Source organism: Acinetobacter sp. TAC-1, from assembly GCF_029025845.1.
In the GTDB taxonomy this organism is placed as follows: domain Bacteria; phylum Pseudomonadota; class Gammaproteobacteria; order Pseudomonadales; family Moraxellaceae; genus Acinetobacter; species Acinetobacter guillouiae.
Window position 1 is genome coordinate 1,286,035 of record NZ_CP118892.1, and the last position, 15,813, is coordinate 1,301,847.

The window sequence follows — 15,813 nt, forward strand, 5'->3', positions numbered from 1 at the left end:
TTTAATTTTTGATTTACGTTGTTGAATATTGATCATGTCGAATATGAATTATGATGAGCTTATGCAACCTGTGATTGCTTTTTTAGGCTGTGAAACGCCAAAAGCATGGTTGGATGAGGCATTGAACAATCTCCCATTGCTCATGCAGGATCATGCGAATTGTGAAAAGAAAGCGGCTGGAACAGCAATGAACTTGATGTTTCGCTACAGTTTTTTTACCGATTTGCAGATCAAATTAGCGCAACTAGTGCGTGAAGAAATGTTGCATTATGAACAAGTGTTAGAGTTTATGAGCAAACGTGGTCAAGAATGGAAAGGTCTGAGTGCAGGTCGTTACGCAGGTGGTTTGCGTAAAGAAATTCGTACTTATGAACCAGAAGCTTTGATTGATGTTTTGGTGATTGGTGCGTTTGTTGAAGCACGTTCTTGTGAACGATTTTATGCCTTAGCACCATTGGTAGATGATGAGTTGGGTCGTTATTACCGTTACTTGCTGAAATCTGAATCTCGTCACTATGAGGACTATTTAGCTTTGGCTTTAGATGTTGCTAAAACTGCTAAATTAAAAGATCCAGAAGAGGATATTCAGCAACGCATCGAATTGATCCGTGAAGTAGAGAAGGATTTGATTTTAACGCCTGATAAGACTTTCCGTTTCCATAGCGGTGTGCCGGTTTAACTGCTTGCCTGATTAAAAACTAAATTTAAATAATAGACCAAAGCATTGCTTTGGTCTATTTCGTTGTGCTGTTTAATAAAAACCAGATGGAACTGTTGCTTTAGTTTGTCACACCCTGTGACTAGTTCTGAAATAAAAAAAGCCCACTTTGATAAGTGGGCTTTTAGAATTTGGCTCTCCAACCTGGGCTCGAACCAGGGACCTGCGGATTAACAGTCCGTCGCTCTACCGACTGAGCTATTGGAGAATCTGAATGCGATTATAAGGATATATCTTTATGGGTCAAGCCTTTCCTGTCATCTTTTCTTCATTTGTACACTGTATGGTTTTTATTTGAGCAATCTATAGATAAATTAAAAAAATTGATTCTGACAGTTGCAATAGTGAAACGGTCTTGTTAGATTAAAACCATAAAGAGTGTTTAAGTTTGACTTAAACAGTGTGGATTTAAAACCAACTTGCCAGCACTAAATGGCTAAACAGGAGACAGCGAATGAATACGCTTACTATTTCTCAAATTTTTGAAAACTTCTCATTCTATCAAGAAAATTATCTTTCAATCCTGCAAGATTCTGAACAATATTTTATCCAAGTTGAACAAGCCTATTTAGATGTTTGGCCATTTACTGAAAAAAAACTGTATTTGGGCGATCTGTTGCAGCTTTGGTTTAGTGAAAAATGGCTAATTAATACACCGTGTCGATTATTAAATTCATCCAGTCAGGTTTCATCAAGTTCAGACAAGCAGGCTACTCAAAAACCAGTTCAACGGACACAAGATTTTTATCTGTTCCAATTGAGTGGAAGTACCTTATCAGGTTCTAACCATGCGCAAATCTGGTCAGTTTCAGAACAAAAAGTGCTTTATGTTTCTTTGGATCGCATCTTTAAATATTACTGCTATTTTGAATCGATTGAACGCCCAAAAAACCATCCTCAAAATCCGTTTAAATTGTTTCAACACGCGATTTAATCAAACGCATTGAGAACGCTTTTAAGTGTGACTTTAAATCTGCTTAAAAGCTTCAATTGCTCGAATACGACTTTGTTTTAAATCCACAATTGGCTTTGGATAATTGAGCTCAATATTGGGATTTTTTGCATAAGGTTCATGAATGGTTTTTGCGTCTAAATGTGCAAGTTCTGGAACCCACTGTCGAATGTAGTCACCTTGTGCATCAAATTTTTGCGATTGGCTGATAGGGTTAAAAATACGGAAATAAGGTACGGAATCAGTTCCTGTAGATGCACACCATTGCCATCCGCCGTTATTGGCAGCCAAATCCCCATCAATAAGATGTCGCATAAACCATTGCTCACCTAAACGCCAATCAATCAATAGGTTCTTGGTGAGAAACATGGCGACAACCATACGGATCCGATTATGCATCCAACCTGTGTGAAGTAACTGGCGCATACCTGCATCAACGATCGGAATCCCTGTCTGACCTGTTTGCCAAGCGCTTAAATCATTTGCAGCATCGCGCCATTGTAGTTGCTGTGTTGGCATTTTAAAGGGCAAGTGCTTTGATACACGCGGGAAATCAAACAGAATATGCTGATAGAACTCACGCCAAAGCAGCTCATCGAGCCATGTTTGTTGACCAACATGATCAATAGAAAAATGTCCGAATTGTGCTCGAAAGAGGGCATTGAAACATTGTCGAATTGAAAGGATGCCTATATTTAAATAGGCTGAAAGCTGGCTGGTGGCTTCAATTTGGGGAAAATCACGTTCGAGTTGATAATGACGGACTTTGTTTTCAATAAAATCATCCAAGACATTCAAGGCATATTGTTCGCCAATTTGCCACTGCTTGTTGATCTGATTCGGATCGAATGTAAAACCAAGCTCGGCCAAAGTCGGCAGGCTATTGTTATTCAACTTGCCCAGATCTATTGCATCATTTAAAGCTTGAGTCTCAGGAATAGGGAAGCATTGCGGGATCGAAATACTCAGTTGTTCATAGCAGTATTTTTTAAATGCACCGAAGACTTGATAGGGTTGATTGGATTTATTGCGAATTGAACCGACAGGGAACAGAGTGCGATCATGATATAAAACCAAATCACGGTTACTTTGATTCAGTTGTGTTTGAACTTGGAAATCTCGATTTAATTCATTAACACCGCACTCAATATTGGCGTGTACATTTTCAATGTCCAGTTTTTGACAGAGTTGATCGATCTCTGTTGCAATGTTTTCCCATAAGGGAACAGTGCGGATAATCAACGGAATTTGAATAGAAGCAAGTTCTTGTTGAATGGCTTGAATTTGACGTAAATAGAAATCAAGCTTAATCGGTGCATCGTCATGCATCCGCCATTGTTCAGGTGAAAGAATCACCAGTGCAATTACAGGACCGCTTTGCGCTGCATGCCATAGGGCAGTATGGTCTTGAATACGTAAGTCTTGACGGAACCAAAGAAGTTGTTTTTGCATAGGATTGATAGGAATTGATTCATTCACACTAGGTTTTCATCAATTTAAACCAATACGCATAAAAAAGGCAAAGTAAAAACTTTGCCTTTTCGATCAGATCAAGTAGATCTTAGTGGTGATGGCCACCTGCACCGTGTACATGACCGTGCTCTAATTCTTCTGGAGAAGCATCACGAACTTCTGCGATTTCAACTTCAAAAGTAAGATCTTGGCCAGCTAATGGGAAGTTAGCATCAACGATGATGTTGTCACCTTCGATTGCTTTAACAGTAACGATTTGAACACCGTCATCAGTTTGAGCTTGGAACTGCATACCAGCTTCAATGTTCTCAACACCTTGGAACATTTGAGCAGGAACTTCTTGAACGAGGTCAGGGTTGTATTCGCCATAACCTTCAGCAGCAGGGATAGTGACTGTAAATTTGTCACCTACAGTTTTACCTTCTAAAGCTTTTTCTAAACCAGGAATGATGTTACCTGCGCCATGTAAATATGCAAGTGGTTCACCTTGTGATTTATCGAGAGTTTCACCCTCAGCGTTAGTCAGCGTATAGTGGAAAGAAACCACGTTGTTATTTGCAATAGCAGTCATGTTATTGATCCATTCGGTAATCGATAATTTTAAGGCTACATCATAAAGTGAAAAGCAATTTTTGTAGACTAAAATTACTAAAAAATTGCATTTTCATCTGTATTTTGACCATTTTTTCATAAATATGGGCAAAAATTTAAATTTCAATGCAATTTTATTTTTGGCGCGATTTTTCGTGTAACAAAATCTTTAGCCGTTAACAAGCCTGCATGAGCATAGCCATATATCGTCGCTTGATGAATACGATATAAAGACACATACATCGATTTTGCCACAAAGCCCTGAACATTGACCTGACCAAGTAGCTCACCGACCGCTTTATTTTCACTAAGTGATACCAGTGAGCCTTTGTCTGCGAACTGGAACATTGGCTGTGGTCGTCCTTTGATACGTGCATTCATTGCATCTACAAGAAACGAAGCTTGTTGACTTGCGACTTGTGCACGTGGACCAAGTGGGGCTTCTCTTGCATCTAAGATACAGTGGGCGCAATCACCAAAGGCAAAAATGTTTGGATCAGCCTGAGTCTGTAAGGTTGCGTATACGTTTAAACGCCCCATACGATCTTTTTCAAAGCCTGCTAAATTAGCAATTACTTTAGGGGTTTTTATCCCTGCTGCCCAAACTTTTAATTGTGCTTCTACGGATGTGCCATCACTAAAATAGACTTTTTCAGCATCTACTTTTTCAACACGTTTGCCCGTTAATACATCTATTTTCATTCGTTGTAATTGCTGTGTGGCATGCTCTGCCATTTTTTCAGAAAGTGCTGGTAAGATACGATCAGCGCCTTCAACTAAAGTAATTTTGACATTGTTTGGGTTAATTTTATTTAAACCATATTTATAAAAGTTCTGTTTGGCTTGAACCAACTCAGCTGAAAGTTCAACACCTGTTGCGCCTGCACCAATCACGGCAATATGTAATTCACGATCAATATTTTTATTTTGTGCATCTAAATACAAGTGCAGTAAGTCCTGCTGGAAGACTTCTGCTTGTTGACGACTGTCGAGATAATGACAAAACTCTTTAACCCCAGGCGTATTAAAGTCATTGGAGACTGAGCCGACAGCCAGAATTAAGGTGTCATAATGCAGTGTGATTTGCTCTTGATTGGATTCATATTTACTGGTTTGGGTTTTGCTGAGCTCGATGGTTTTGTTATCACGATCTAAATGTTCAAAACGGCCCAAGACAAATTCATAGTGATGCTTGGCTGCATGCGCATAGTAATTGGTTTCTTCATCACTTGGGTTCATGGTGCCAGCCGCAATTTCATGCAGCAATGGTTTCCAGATATGGGTGAGTTTTTGGTCAACAAGGGTGATTTTGGCTTTTTTACTCTTTCCAAGCGTATCACCGAGTTGTGTCACCAGTTCTAAACCACCAGCGCCACCACCAACAATCACGATATGATGTAGATTTGACATAGAAAACCTAAATTGTTGTTATGAAAATAGAATGGCATAAATATGCCATTCTATTTAATTGTTTAGGTTTTTTTTGTATTACAGGTTACATAATTATAATAAATCTAAGTAAATTGGTTGGTTTTAATTAAATCCCAAAAATTGACTTGATCCATTCGATTAAACGTTCAAACCAAGAGGCTTGTTCGATATGCACTTCATCTTCAATATCAAAACTTTGAATCAGTTGATTGTTTTGGTAAACATTCACTTTTGCCAAATGCATGATCTTTTCTAAAGGTGCGGTAAGTGATGTCTCATTCAGTTCAACATTCAAATGGGTTTGAGTTGTTGTAAGCGGTTCAACTGCTGCCAAGAGACCATTTGCTTCAGTTTTCATGATACGGCTATTTACAACATCAAAAGTCGCTAAATCAATTGGTGTCGCATCGTTATATAAAGATGTGGTAATGAGTTGAGGTTTTTTTGCTTCAACCTTAAACATTTTTAAGGTGGATTTAACTACAGGAAGCTCAGCAATCAATTGTTTGTCTTTAATTGCGACTTCATCACGGGTGTAGGCATAGCCCAAGTTTAACAGTTTATGTGCAATTTCCGCGCGTTTAACTGCACTTTTTGCACCCATCACTACCACAATTAAACGACGATCAGGAGACTCGGTAATGGCAGAAGGACGATGCGCTGTCAGTGCTAAGTTATAGCCGGCTGCTTTGGTAAAACCCGTTTTTAAACCATCTACACTTGGATCAGACTTTAAAACAAGGTTAGTGGCATGATGAAAATGTTGGTTATAACTAAAACTTGGCATCACTGAATAATGCATATATTCAGGGGTTTGTGATGTTACTGCTTGACCTAAGATCGCCATATCATGAGCTGACGAAAAATGATCAGGCATGGTAATACCCGGAGGGTTGGCAAAATGAGTATCCTTCATTCCCAAGGCTTGTGCTTCTTGGTTCATACGAGCAACAAATGCAGGTACGCTACCTGAGATACGTTCTGCCAGCGTTACTGCTGCATCATTGGCAGACATCACAATCAATCCAGCAAGAAGTTGGTCAATTGAGATTTGCTCACCTTGCTTCAGGTACATTTGAGATTCATCCCATTGTACGATTTGAACTACAGGGGTTGCAGTAATAATCTCTTCTTTTTTGATATGACCTGCTTTGAGTTCTTTCAACGCAATATAGGCGACCATCATTTTGGTCATGGATGCTGGCGCACGCTGTACATGACTATTATATTCAGCAATGGTTTGACCCGATTGTGTATCTAATATTGTCCAAGCTTCAGCTTCAACAGATTGCGGATTAATATTAAGTAAAGCGGCGTTAACAAACGTGGAGCAAACCAAGCCAGTTATCGCGATAAAAGAAGCAAGAATTTTCAACAGATTTACCTTTAAGCCAATCCTATGGCAAGAGTGCATAAACTTTGCGAATGCTATGCCTTTTTTGCACTCTTCGCTAGTCAGAATCGTAGAGAATTGCGACTAAAATCGCCTGACTTTGTAAAAAAATGCTAATCTAATTGGTAATTTCTCACTGTCTATTTTCGAATATATATTTATGTTGCATTATCAGATTGAATTTGACGATTACAGTCAGCACCTCATTCATGTCACATTGCGCTTTCTGGCGAACCCTACTCAAGTTTTGTCACTTCCTACATGGATTCCTGGTAGCTATTTGATCCGTGAATTTTCTAAACATATCGAATCTGTGAAAGCCTATGATGAAGCGGGTCGTCAACTGCAAATTAATAAGTTTGAAAAAAATAAATGGCGTTTATATAACACCGACCATGAACTGATTACTGTTGAATATGATGTTTATGCCTATGACCTTTCGGTACGTGGCGCGTATGTCGATCAAACCCGTTTATATGTCAATCCTGCTTGTGTCTGCCTAGGGCTACAAGACCAAGAAGAATCAGCAATCGAAGTTGAAGTATTTTTACCTGAAGAATTAAAGCATTTTCAAATTGCCACAGGTTTAGAATCAAGAAGCTTGGTGAAAGGGCGCTATACCTTAAAAGCCAACAATTATGCACAATTGATTGATGCACCATTTGAATTGGCGGATCAAACCCGTTTTAGTTTTGAAGCGAACGGGATTCCACATGAATTTGTGGTTTCTGGTCAGCATACAATGAATGCAGCGCGTATGAAGCAAGACCTTGAAAAAATTTGTAGTACAGAAATTTCAATGTTTGGTTCAGCGCCTTTTGAAAACTATACTTTTATGACTATGGCAACTGGTAATAGTTATGGTGGTTTAGAGCATCCTAATAGTACCAGTCTGATTTCACCACGTGATGATTTTCCTAAAGCAAATGAACCTGTAGAGCCTTCTGCGGATTATCAACGCTTCCTTGGGTTGTGTAGCCATGAATATTTTCATTCGTGGTTGGTTAAATTTATCCGCCCTGAAAATTTTGCAAATTATGATTTGGATCAGGAAGGCTATACCTCACTGTTATGGATTTTTGAAGGTTTCACCTCTTATTACGATGATTTGATTCTGTATCGCAGTGGTGTGATTTCTCAAGCATCTTATTTAAAGTTGTTAAAAGGGCAAATTGATCGTTATCTACAAAATCCAGGACGTTTTATTCAATCTGTTTCAGAGTCTAGTTTTGATGCTTGGATTAAATTTTATCGTCAGGATGAAAATTCAAATAATGCTGGAACCAGTTATTACAATAAAGGCTGTTTAGTTGCACTCAGTTTAGATTTAGGTCTACGTTTACGTGGTTCTAGTTTGGATGCCTTAATGCGCCGTTTGTATGAAAATACCCAAAAGGGCATGCAAGTCAATGAGCGTACCATTGTCGAACTGTGCAATGAACTGACTGGCGATAATTGGATTGAACAGATTAATCATTTGATTAATACCACAGATGAATTACCACTGGATCAATTGTTCCCTGAATTTGGTTTGAGCTATAGCTTGCAAAATGAAAAAGCACTTCCATTTGGTTTGAAAGTTGCTGAAAAAGCTGAGGGTGTCATCATTCAGCAAGCGCGTCGTGATGGTGTTGGTGCTAAAGCGGGGCTGTCTGCCAATGATGTGATCATTGCGATTGATGGTTTAAAAGCGTCTGAAAAACTTTTAAACCAATATGCAAAACAGCAAGGTCAATTTACGGTTTATGCATTCCGTCGTGATGAGTTTTTACAATTTGAGTTGCAAGGCGGCGAAGTTGCGTTGACTACGGTTGATTTAACTGTATTAGATCAAGCCAAAGCTGAGAAATGGTTAAAGGCTTAATTAAGTTGTGTATCAAGAAAAACCGATGTTAAAAAAACATCGGTTTTTTTATGCCTAAAATTTAACTTGGTATGATCAATCAATTACCACGATATGTTGAATATCCATAAGGGCTAATCAAGAGAGGAATATGATAATGTTCAAGACTTCCATCAATCACAAAAACCACAGGAACTTCTGGGAAAAAAGCACGTTGGTTATTTTGTTTAAACCATTCACCTGTTTGAAAAGTAACCTTGTAGACACCTTTATCTAAGGCTTTGTTTTCAGGGTATAAGGATGAAATTCGTCCATTACTATCAGTACTTCCCTCATTAATTTTTACCCATTTATCTTTTTGTTGCGCTTCAAGAATGACTTTAACATTGCTTGAAGGTAAGCCATTTTCAAGATTTAATACATGTACGCTTAATGGGTTTTGGGCAAAACAAAGCCCAGAAAATAGGGTTGCTGAAATAGCTAAAGTTAATTTTTTCATCATCAATTTTTACTAAGACTAAAATCACTATGTTAAGGTCAAGTTGAAGTGTTGCCGTTAAAAAAATGTAAAATTATATTAATTGTTAAAATTTAACGATGTATGGGGAGTTAAATAATTTTTATTTAACAATTAGATAGATAGTTAAAATAATAGATAAAACAGTATCGTTGAGAGATTTCTAAATGAAATGCTTAGGCTTGCAAACGAGCCAGTCTAAAAAACGATGCATATTTTATTTAGATGCTTGCATAAGTGAGAAACCGATTTGACTGGATAAATACCCTAATAAAAATTTTGACAGATTTAAACTTAGCTACTGTTCTTGGCGATTTATACGACTATTTATAATGTGATTCGAGACAGTCAAAAAACTGAATCAAACCTTAGCCTTGTGGTTTTTTAAATGGTATAGTCAAAGCTTATTGTTAAGTTTATATAAATAAAATATTAACCAATTATTTGTAGTTAATACTTAAATCTTGTCCTATATATGTTTTGTCGTGGTCTAACACGATGTGCGAATCATACATTCGATAGTGAGAAGGAAAATATAATATGAAAAAATCTCTTTTCAAAATTCCACGGATAGTTTTGTGTTGCGTTTTGCTATTGGCGACATCTGTTGCACGTGCAGACGGTACAGGCAAGCTACAGTTTTTATATACGGCTTATTTAGATGTACCTGCCTTAATTTCAAATATGCTTGCGTCCTGTGAGCAATTTGATCCTTCGACGAGAGTTGAGTTACAACGATTGTATGATCAGTGGAATCAAAAGCATGGACGTTATCAGAAAGAGTTGCAACAGCTCTTATTTAAGTTGCTTAGCGAACAAATGGGAGAAGCAAAAGCACAGGAGTTCATTGCCCACCTTAAAACAGAAGTTCAGAATGAGTTAGGAAGTCTGTATTTTCCGCAGAATCATGCGTGGACTGACAATTGGTCTTGCACAAAGGGACTACCTGACGAATTGACAGGAAAGGGCTTAATGTTGGATTACGCAGACTATGTTGAAGAACTTAAGCAGAAAGTAAAATAACGACACCGCCCTAATTTAAAGCGGCTTTTTGATTTTGAGATCAGTGAAAGTCGCTAAGTCGGCAATGATTTATTTCAACCGAAATCTGCAATAACAGTAAAATGAGGTAAATAAGCTAAAGCGTCATCCATTTTTATATTCACGATTCCCAGTTAAAAGAAATCAACATATTTGTCATTAAACTTTCTAACTGTATATTTTAAAATCATCCAACAATAAATTTATTCTAAATTCATAATACAAAAGGGTAATGTCAATGAAAAAGCGTTTCTTAAAGCTCATCACAATTGCATGTGGTTTAGGCGTAGCTCCACTTGGATTTGCTGCAAATTGTTCAAGTACAATCAGCAATAATGCTGTGGCAAACTTAACTGTACCAGCAGGTGCAACATGTACTTTAAATAGTACATCTGTTGATGGGAATGTGAATGTTCTCAATGGTGGGAGTTTGATTTTAAATAATTCTTCAGTGAGTGGAAATGTGCAAGCCAATACAGCCAAAGTATTAAAGTTAGTCAATTCTTCTGTTGAGGGGGATGTGCTTGCAGGTCAGGTATTGTCAACATTGAGTTTAAATAAATCCATGATTTCAGGAAACTTACAATGTTCCACACTGACGAAACTACAAAGCAGTATGAGCAGTGTTGAAGGTAAAACTACAGGGAAGTGTCGTTAAAGATTAAAAATATCTGTCAAAAAGCACTCAATATTGAGTGCTTTTTGACGTTTAAATTTGTGAACGATGACTTAAGCTTCGATGGCTTGTACCGCAATTTTTTTCGCTGGATCAACTTTACGGCGTACCACTGGAACAGGTTCACCATAATATTGACGATCTGCAAAATAGCTTGAACGAACCATTGGAGCAGCCCAGATATTTCTGAAACCAAGCTTGTGACCGTGTGCAGTATAACGCTCAAATTCTTCTGGTGTGACAAAACGGTCAATTGGTGCATGTTCTTTAGAAGGCTGTAAATATTGACCAATTGTCACATAATCAACACCGTGTGCATGTAGATCATCTAACAGGGCAATCACTTCTTCTTCGGTTTCACCAATACCCACCATCAAACCACATTTTGTTGGCACATCAGGGCAGTATTCTTTAAACATTTTTAATAAGTTTAAAGAATGTTGATAGTCTGAACCCGGGCGCATCGCTTTATAGAGGCGAGGTACCGTTTCGATGTTATGGTTAAATACATCTGGTGGACATTCAGTCATGATACGCAGCGCAATATCCATACGACCACGGAAATCAGGAACCAATATTTCTAATAATGTTTTTGGACTGAGTTGACGCGCTTCTTGAATACAATCAACAAAATGTTGCGCACCACCATCCAAAAGATCATCACGGTCTACAGAGGTAATCACTGCATACTTTAAACCGAGATTGGCGATGGTTTCTGCCATATGACGAGGTTCATCAGGATCAAGTGCATTTGGACGACCATGTGCAACATCGCAGAATGGACAGCGACGGGTACAAATATCACCCATGATCATAAAGGTTGCAGTACCACCACCGAAACATTCTGGAAGGTTAGGACAAGCTGCTTCTTCACACACAGTATGTAATTTTTGTGCACGTAAAGTGGTTTTGATTCGTTGAACTTCATCAGGCGCAGCCATTTTGACACGAATCCAGTCCGGCTTTCGTGGTGCTTCAACCGTGGGAATAACTTTTACAGGTATACGAGCAACTTTTTCCGCGCCACGTAATTTGACACCCTGTTCTGGTTTACGGTTCTCTGACATATTCAACTTTTCCACTGTTTTCTACGGGGGAGATTATGCTCATTATAGCGGAAATGCAAAAAGATAGGGCAAAAACACTATTCATATACTAAATGTCGTTATCACAGAATATATGCATGCGAAATACAGAAAATTGTTTTGGTTTAGGTCATAATATCGCATAAGACAAGATATAGACTGAATTTACTATAAGGAGCTTTGAATGCCACGTAAGAAAGAAGTCGTTAGTGGGAAATTTGTGAAATACGATGCGGTCGTACTTGGCTCTGGTCCTGCTGGTGAAGGCGCGGCAATGAAGCTTGCTAAATCGGGTAAGCGTGTTGCAATTGTAGATATTCGTGAGCAACTTGGTGGTAACTGTACCCATGTCGGCACCATCCCAAGTAAGGCTTTACGTCAGACAGTTTCAAGTATTATCCGTTACCAACGTGATCCAATGTTTAAAAAAGTAGGGGATTGGAAACAATTCACTATGAAGCAAGTTTTGCGTAATGCGCATAAAGTGATTCAACAGCAAGTTGATACACATTCACGTTTTTATGACCGTAACCATATCGATGTATTTCACGGTCGCGCATATATCCAAGATAAAAATACGGTGATTATTTTTAGCGAAGATGGTGTTAAAGAAACTTTAGTTTTCAAACAGCTTGTGGTTGCCACAGGTAGCCGTCCTTATCACCCACAAGGTTTAGACTTTAATCATCCGCGTGTATTTGATTCAGATAAAATTTTAGATCTGGATTATCCAATTCATAAAATTATTATTTATGGCGCGGGTGTAATTGGTTGTGAATATGCATCTATCTTTATTGGTTTAGACCATAAAGTTGACTTGATCAATACACAACATCAGCTGCTCAGTTATCTCGACGATGAAATTGCTGACGCGTTGTCTTATCACTTACGTGAACAAGGCGTGTTGATGCGTCACAATGAGCAAATCGATCATTTAGAAACGTTTGATGATCATGTGGTCTTGTATTTGCAAAGCGGTAAAAAAATTAAAGCTGATGCCATTCTGTGGTGTAATGGCCGTTCAGGAAATACCGATGGTTTAGGTCTTGAAAATGTAGGCATTACACCAAATAGCCGTGGGCAACTTGCGGTAAATGACCAATATCAAACCGAAGTTGAAAATATCTATGCGGCAGGTGATGTGGTGGGTTGGCCATCTCTTGCTTCTGCAGCATATGACCAAGGTCGTTGCGCTGGTTCAAATATGAGCGGCGAAGAAAATGTTAAACCAGTGAAAGATATTCCAACGGGGATTTATACCATCCCTGAAATTTCATTCTTTGGTAAAACTGAAAGTCAGTTAACTGCTGAAAAAATTCCATATGAAGTTGGACAAGCATCATTCCGTCATTTGGCACGTGCGCAAATTACAGGGGATACAGTTGGTGAACTTAAACTGTTATTCCATCGTGATACCTTAGAGTTATTAGGTGTGCATTGTTTTGGCAATAATGCGGCTGAAATTATCCATATTGGACAGGCGGTGATGCAAAGTGGAAACAATACCATTAAGTATTTTGTTGAAACGACATTTAACTATCCAACAATGGCAGAAGCCTATCGTGTTGCAACATTGAATGGTATGAATCGTTTGTTCTAAACAAATCTTCAGAATTAAAAACCCGTAAGTGATCTTGCGGGTTTTTTTATGCCATATTTAGGGTCTGTTGACATTTCATAAATGGCTTGCGTTGTAGGTTAAAATTGAGCAGGCAAGGCATGAAACGAAGAGAATAGCGAGACTATTTTCGAGTTTCATAACGCAGACTGAGATAATTTTAGCCACAACCCTTCGGGACTAGCGTGTTTTTTGCCGCTACGTCGTTACGAACTACTTATTTAGAATGACTAAATTTCGTATTTCGCGCCTAGTATCGCCTAAAAAACACACGTAGTCGCAAACTTAGACGAATTATCAACAGACCCTAAAGATTTGATGTGTGAACTGCATAGTCTTAAGTGGTTCAAAGGTTTATCATAGCGGCAGTTAAACTTGTGGATGACGCTATGAAAATTGTTGCAGATGAAAATCTAGCATTTACTGAATATTTCTTTTCAGAATTCGGAACCATTCATCAAGCAGCAGGACGCAATTTGACTCATCATGATGTGAATGATGCAGATGCGTTATTGGTACGCTCTATAACAAAAGTCAATGAACAGTTGATCCAAGATACAGCACTAAAATTTGTCGGTAGTGCAACCATAGGAACAGACCATTTAGATATTCCAGCATTAGAAAAGCACCAAATCGCATGGTCAAATGCGGCTGGTTGTAATGCGCAAGCCGTTGCAGAATATGTCATCACGGCTTTACTGCATCTCAATCAGGATTTTCTAGATTTAGGGAAAAAGTTTACTTTAGGCATTATTGGTTTAGGCAATGTGGGAACACGATTAGCATATATGGCTCAGTTGTTGGGCTGGAATGTCATTGGCTATGATCCCTTGGTACAACGAGAAAATGTTCAGCAAGTTGAATTTGACGCTTTATTAAAGAAAGCCGATGCGATCAGCATACATGTGCCTTTAACCCAAACAGGGTTGTTTGCAACACATCATTTAATCAATGCTGATGCATTGGCGTTGATGCAGCCTGAAACCATCTTAATTAATTCTGCGCGTGGTGCTGTTGTTGAAGAAGCGGCATTAATGGCAGATATCTTAAAAACACGTCGTAAAGTGGTGTTGGATGTATTTGAACATGAGCCTGAGATTTCACAACGTCTATTGGATTTAATTACAATTGTGACGCCACATATTGCGGGTTACAGTCTGGAAGGTAAAGCACGTGGTACTCAGATGATTTATGACGCATTTTGTAAAACATTTGCCTATACCGCGCATAAGAAATTTGAATCACAATTACCGGCATGTGAACAATATTTTTATGGCAATAACATTAAACAAACGCTAAAAAAATACTTAGCTGAAATTTACAATATTCAGCGAGATGATGAAAATTTAAGAGATTGCTTAAAGGACGGCAAGGTGGATCAAAAAGCCTTTGATTACCTTCGTAAAACTTATCCTTTGCGCCGTGAATGGGCTGCTCATGGAGGGCCAAAAGCATGAGCATAGATTTTAAACCAACATGTGATATTCAGGCGCTTAAAGCACGAGCAAAACTCTATAGACAAATTCGCCAATTTTTTATTGAGCGTGATGTTTTAGAGGTTGAAACTCCGATCTTGTCTCAAGCGGGTGTAACTGATGTCCATCTGGCTTCCGTACAGGCTCAGCGTCATCTACATGGCAAAAAACAAACGCATTATTTACAAACTTCACCAGAGTTTGCCATGAAGCGTTTATTGGCGAGTGGCAGTGGTGCGATTTATCAAATTTGTAAAGTTTTCCGAGATGATGAACATGGGCGTAAGCACAATAGTGAATTTACTATGTTGGAATGGTATCGTCCGCAGTTCAGCTTGAAAGATTTGATGCTAGAAGTCACTGATTTATTAAATGTGGTTTTGGCTGAACGTTTTGGTGAAGTTCGACCAACCGTACTCAGTTATAAGCATGCATTTATTGATCGTTTGGACTTGAATCCACTGCAAGCAACGTTGCAACAATTAAAAGATGCGACACACCGTGTAGGACTCAATCTGGATTTGGGTGATGATCGTTTGGCCTATATTGATTTGTTATTTTCTCATATGGTTGAGCCAAGTTTAGGTTTTGATACGCCGGTATTTTTAACTGATTTCCCCCCAGAATTGGCCTCTTTGGCAAAGACTAAATTGGATGAGGATGGTGAGTTAGTTGCTGCACGTTTTGAGCTCTATATTGAAGGGTTAGAACTTGCCAATGCCTATGATGAGTTAATTGATGCTGAGGTTTTGCGTAGTCGTTTTCAAGCAGATAATGCTGAGCGTGAAAAGCTGGGCCTACATGTGATGCCAATCGATGAGTATTTGCTCGCTGCTTTACCGAATATGTCGGAATGTGCGGGTATAGCTTTGGGAATTGACCGTTTGTTAATGGTGGTGATGAACCAAATGAAGTTGGAAAAGGTGATTACATTTCCTGCGGATGTGTCTTGATATAAAATCGTTTGGGTCATAGGCTGATATTTATAAATGCTATGCTT

Annotated in this window: 14 protein-coding genes and 1 tRNA gene; 8 read left to right on the forward strand and 7 right to left on the reverse strand. The window is 38.6% G+C overall.

All coding sequences use genetic code 11. The features are described 5' to 3' along the window. The first annotated feature begins 34 nt into the window (after positions 1–34). Positions 35–679, forward strand: a complete 645-nt coding sequence (locus tag PYV58_RS05965) for a tRNA-(ms[2]io[6]A)-hydroxylase (RefSeq protein WP_034616324.1) — start codon at positions 35–37, stop codon at positions 677–679. A gap of 171 nt (positions 680–850) precedes the next feature. Here the strand turns inward: PYV58_RS05965 and PYV58_RS05970 are convergent. Beyond that, positions 851–926: transfer RNA gene (locus PYV58_RS05970), tRNA-Asn, on the reverse strand. Positions 927–1,172: 246 nt separating this feature from the next. Here PYV58_RS05970 and PYV58_RS05975 point away from each other — a divergent pair. Then, complete coding sequence (locus PYV58_RS05975) at positions 1,173–1,652, forward strand: hypothetical protein (protein WP_034618005.1); 480 nt, start codon at positions 1,173–1,175, stop codon at positions 1,650–1,652. Between the two features lie 33 nt (positions 1,653–1,685). Here PYV58_RS05975 and PYV58_RS05980 read toward each other — a convergent pair whose 3' ends face one another. From PYV58_RS05980 to PYV58_RS05995, 4 genes are all read right to left on the reverse strand, one after another. Further along, positions 1,686–3,122: a deoxyribodipyrimidine photo-lyase gene (locus tag PYV58_RS05980; protein ID WP_034618011.1), complete on the reverse strand. Its 1,437-nt coding sequence runs from the start codon at positions 3,120–3,122 to the stop codon at positions 1,686–1,688. A 109-nt stretch (positions 3,123–3,231) separates the two neighbouring features. Then, positions 3,232–3,714 (reverse strand): peptidylprolyl isomerase, encoded by a 483-nt coding sequence (locus tag PYV58_RS05985; protein ID WP_004717066.1) that lies wholly within the window; start codon positions 3,712–3,714, stop codon positions 3,232–3,234. Between the two features lie 143 nt (positions 3,715–3,857). Beyond that, positions 3,858–5,144, reverse strand: coding sequence for an NAD(P)/FAD-dependent oxidoreductase (locus PYV58_RS05990; RefSeq protein WP_004717064.1), 1,287 nt, complete (start codon positions 5,142–5,144; stop codon positions 3,858–3,860). A 127-nt stretch (positions 5,145–5,271) separates the two neighbouring features. Further along, the gene (locus PYV58_RS05995) at positions 5,272–6,540 is read right to left on the reverse strand and encodes a D-alanyl-D-alanine carboxypeptidase PBP6B (protein WP_051671108.1); all 1,269 of its coding nucleotides are present in this window, start codon (positions 6,538–6,540) and stop codon (positions 5,272–5,274) included. 178 nt (positions 6,541–6,718) lie between these two features. Here PYV58_RS05995 and PYV58_RS06000 point away from each other — a divergent pair, with 178 nt between their 5' ends. Beyond that, the gene (locus PYV58_RS06000; RefSeq protein WP_034618003.1) at positions 6,719–8,422 is read left to right on the forward strand and encodes a M61 family metallopeptidase; all 1,704 of its coding nucleotides are present in this window, start codon (positions 6,719–6,721) and stop codon (positions 8,420–8,422) included. Between the two features lie 79 nt (positions 8,423–8,501). On the opposite strand, the gene uraH is transcribed toward PYV58_RS06000, so the two are convergent. Further along, entirely contained in the window at positions 8,502–8,903 is a 402-nt protein-coding gene (gene uraH, locus PYV58_RS06005; protein ID WP_081407419.1) for a hydroxyisourate hydrolase, read from the reverse strand. Between the two features lie 555 nt (positions 8,904–9,458). On the opposite strand from uraH, the gene PYV58_RS06010 reads away from it, so the two are divergent. Both PYV58_RS06010 and PYV58_RS06015 read left to right on the forward strand, forming a co-directional pair. Beyond that, entirely contained in the window at positions 9,459–9,941 is a 483-nt protein-coding gene (locus PYV58_RS06010) for a hypothetical protein (protein WP_034618001.1), read from the forward strand. Between the two features lie 256 nt (positions 9,942–10,197). Continuing rightward, positions 10,198–10,617 carry a hypothetical protein gene (locus tag PYV58_RS06015; RefSeq protein WP_034617999.1) on the forward strand — a complete coding sequence of 140 codons (420 nt, stop codon included), beginning with the start codon at positions 10,198–10,200 and terminating at the stop codon, positions 10,615–10,617. 71 nt (positions 10,618–10,688) lie between these two features. On the opposite strand, the gene lipA is transcribed toward PYV58_RS06015, so the two are convergent. Continuing rightward, entirely contained in the window at positions 10,689–11,702 is a 1,014-nt protein-coding gene (gene lipA, locus PYV58_RS06020) for a lipoyl synthase (protein WP_004717052.1), read from the reverse strand. Between the two features lie 202 nt (positions 11,703–11,904). On the opposite strand from lipA, the gene sthA reads away from it, so the two are divergent. The 3 genes from sthA (at position 11,905) to epmA (ending at position 15,766) form a co-directional block, all read left to right on the forward strand. After that, entirely contained in the window at positions 11,905–13,320 is a 1,416-nt protein-coding gene (gene sthA / locus PYV58_RS06025) for a Si-specific NAD(P)(+) transhydrogenase (RefSeq protein ID WP_004717049.1), read from the forward strand. Between the two features lie 407 nt (positions 13,321–13,727). Further along, positions 13,728–14,795, forward strand: a complete 1,068-nt coding sequence (locus tag PYV58_RS06030) for a 4-phosphoerythronate dehydrogenase (RefSeq protein WP_034616189.1) — start codon at positions 13,728–13,730, stop codon at positions 14,793–14,795. Beyond that, positions 14,792–15,766, forward strand: a complete 975-nt coding sequence (gene epmA / locus PYV58_RS06035; protein WP_034616192.1) for an EF-P lysine aminoacylase EpmA — start codon at positions 14,792–14,794, stop codon at positions 15,764–15,766. Before PYV58_RS06030 ends, epmA begins: the two co-directional genes overlap by 4 nt. Positions 15,767–15,813: the final 47 nt, after the last annotated feature.

What these genes read in the sequence shown, in the direction of transcription:
- PYV58_RS05965 (WP_034616324.1), top strand. Translation starts at nt 35, where the DNA reads ATGTCGAATATGAATTATGATGAGCTTATGCAACCTGTGATTGCTTTT.
- PYV58_RS05975 (WP_034618005.1), top strand. Translation starts at nt 1,173, where the DNA reads ATGAATACGCTTACTATTTCTCAAATTTTTGAAAACTTCTCATTCTAT.
- PYV58_RS05980 (WP_034618011.1), bottom strand. Translation starts at nt 3,122, where the DNA reads ATGCAAAAACAACTTCTTTGGTTCCGTCAAGACTTACGTATTCAAGAC.
- PYV58_RS05985 (WP_004717066.1), bottom strand. Translation starts at nt 3,714, where the DNA reads ATGACTGCTATTGCAAATAACAACGTGGTTTCTTTCCACTATACGCTG.
- PYV58_RS05990 (WP_004717064.1), bottom strand. Translation starts at nt 5,144, where the DNA reads ATGTCAAATCTACATCATATCGTGATTGTTGGTGGTGGCGCTGGTGGT.
- PYV58_RS06000 (WP_034618003.1), top strand. Translation starts at nt 6,719, where the DNA reads ATGTTGCATTATCAGATTGAATTTGACGATTACAGTCAGCACCTCATT.
- uraH (WP_081407419.1), bottom strand. Translation starts at nt 8,903, where the DNA reads ATGATGAAAAAATTAACTTTAGCTATTTCAGCAACCCTATTTTCTGGG.
- PYV58_RS06010 (WP_034618001.1), top strand. Translation starts at nt 9,459, where the DNA reads ATGAAAAAATCTCTTTTCAAAATTCCACGGATAGTTTTGTGTTGCGTT.
- PYV58_RS06015 (WP_034617999.1), top strand. Translation starts at nt 10,198, where the DNA reads ATGAAAAAGCGTTTCTTAAAGCTCATCACAATTGCATGTGGTTTAGGC.
- lipA (WP_004717052.1), bottom strand. Translation starts at nt 11,702, where the DNA reads ATGTCAGAGAACCGTAAACCAGAACAGGGTGTCAAATTACGTGGCGCG.
- sthA (WP_004717049.1), top strand. Translation starts at nt 11,905, where the DNA reads ATGCCACGTAAGAAAGAAGTCGTTAGTGGGAAATTTGTGAAATACGAT.
- PYV58_RS06030 (WP_034616189.1), top strand. Translation starts at nt 13,728, where the DNA reads ATGAAAATTGTTGCAGATGAAAATCTAGCATTTACTGAATATTTCTTT.
- epmA (WP_034616192.1), top strand. Translation starts at nt 14,792, where the DNA reads ATGAGCATAGATTTTAAACCAACATGTGATATTCAGGCGCTTAAAGCA.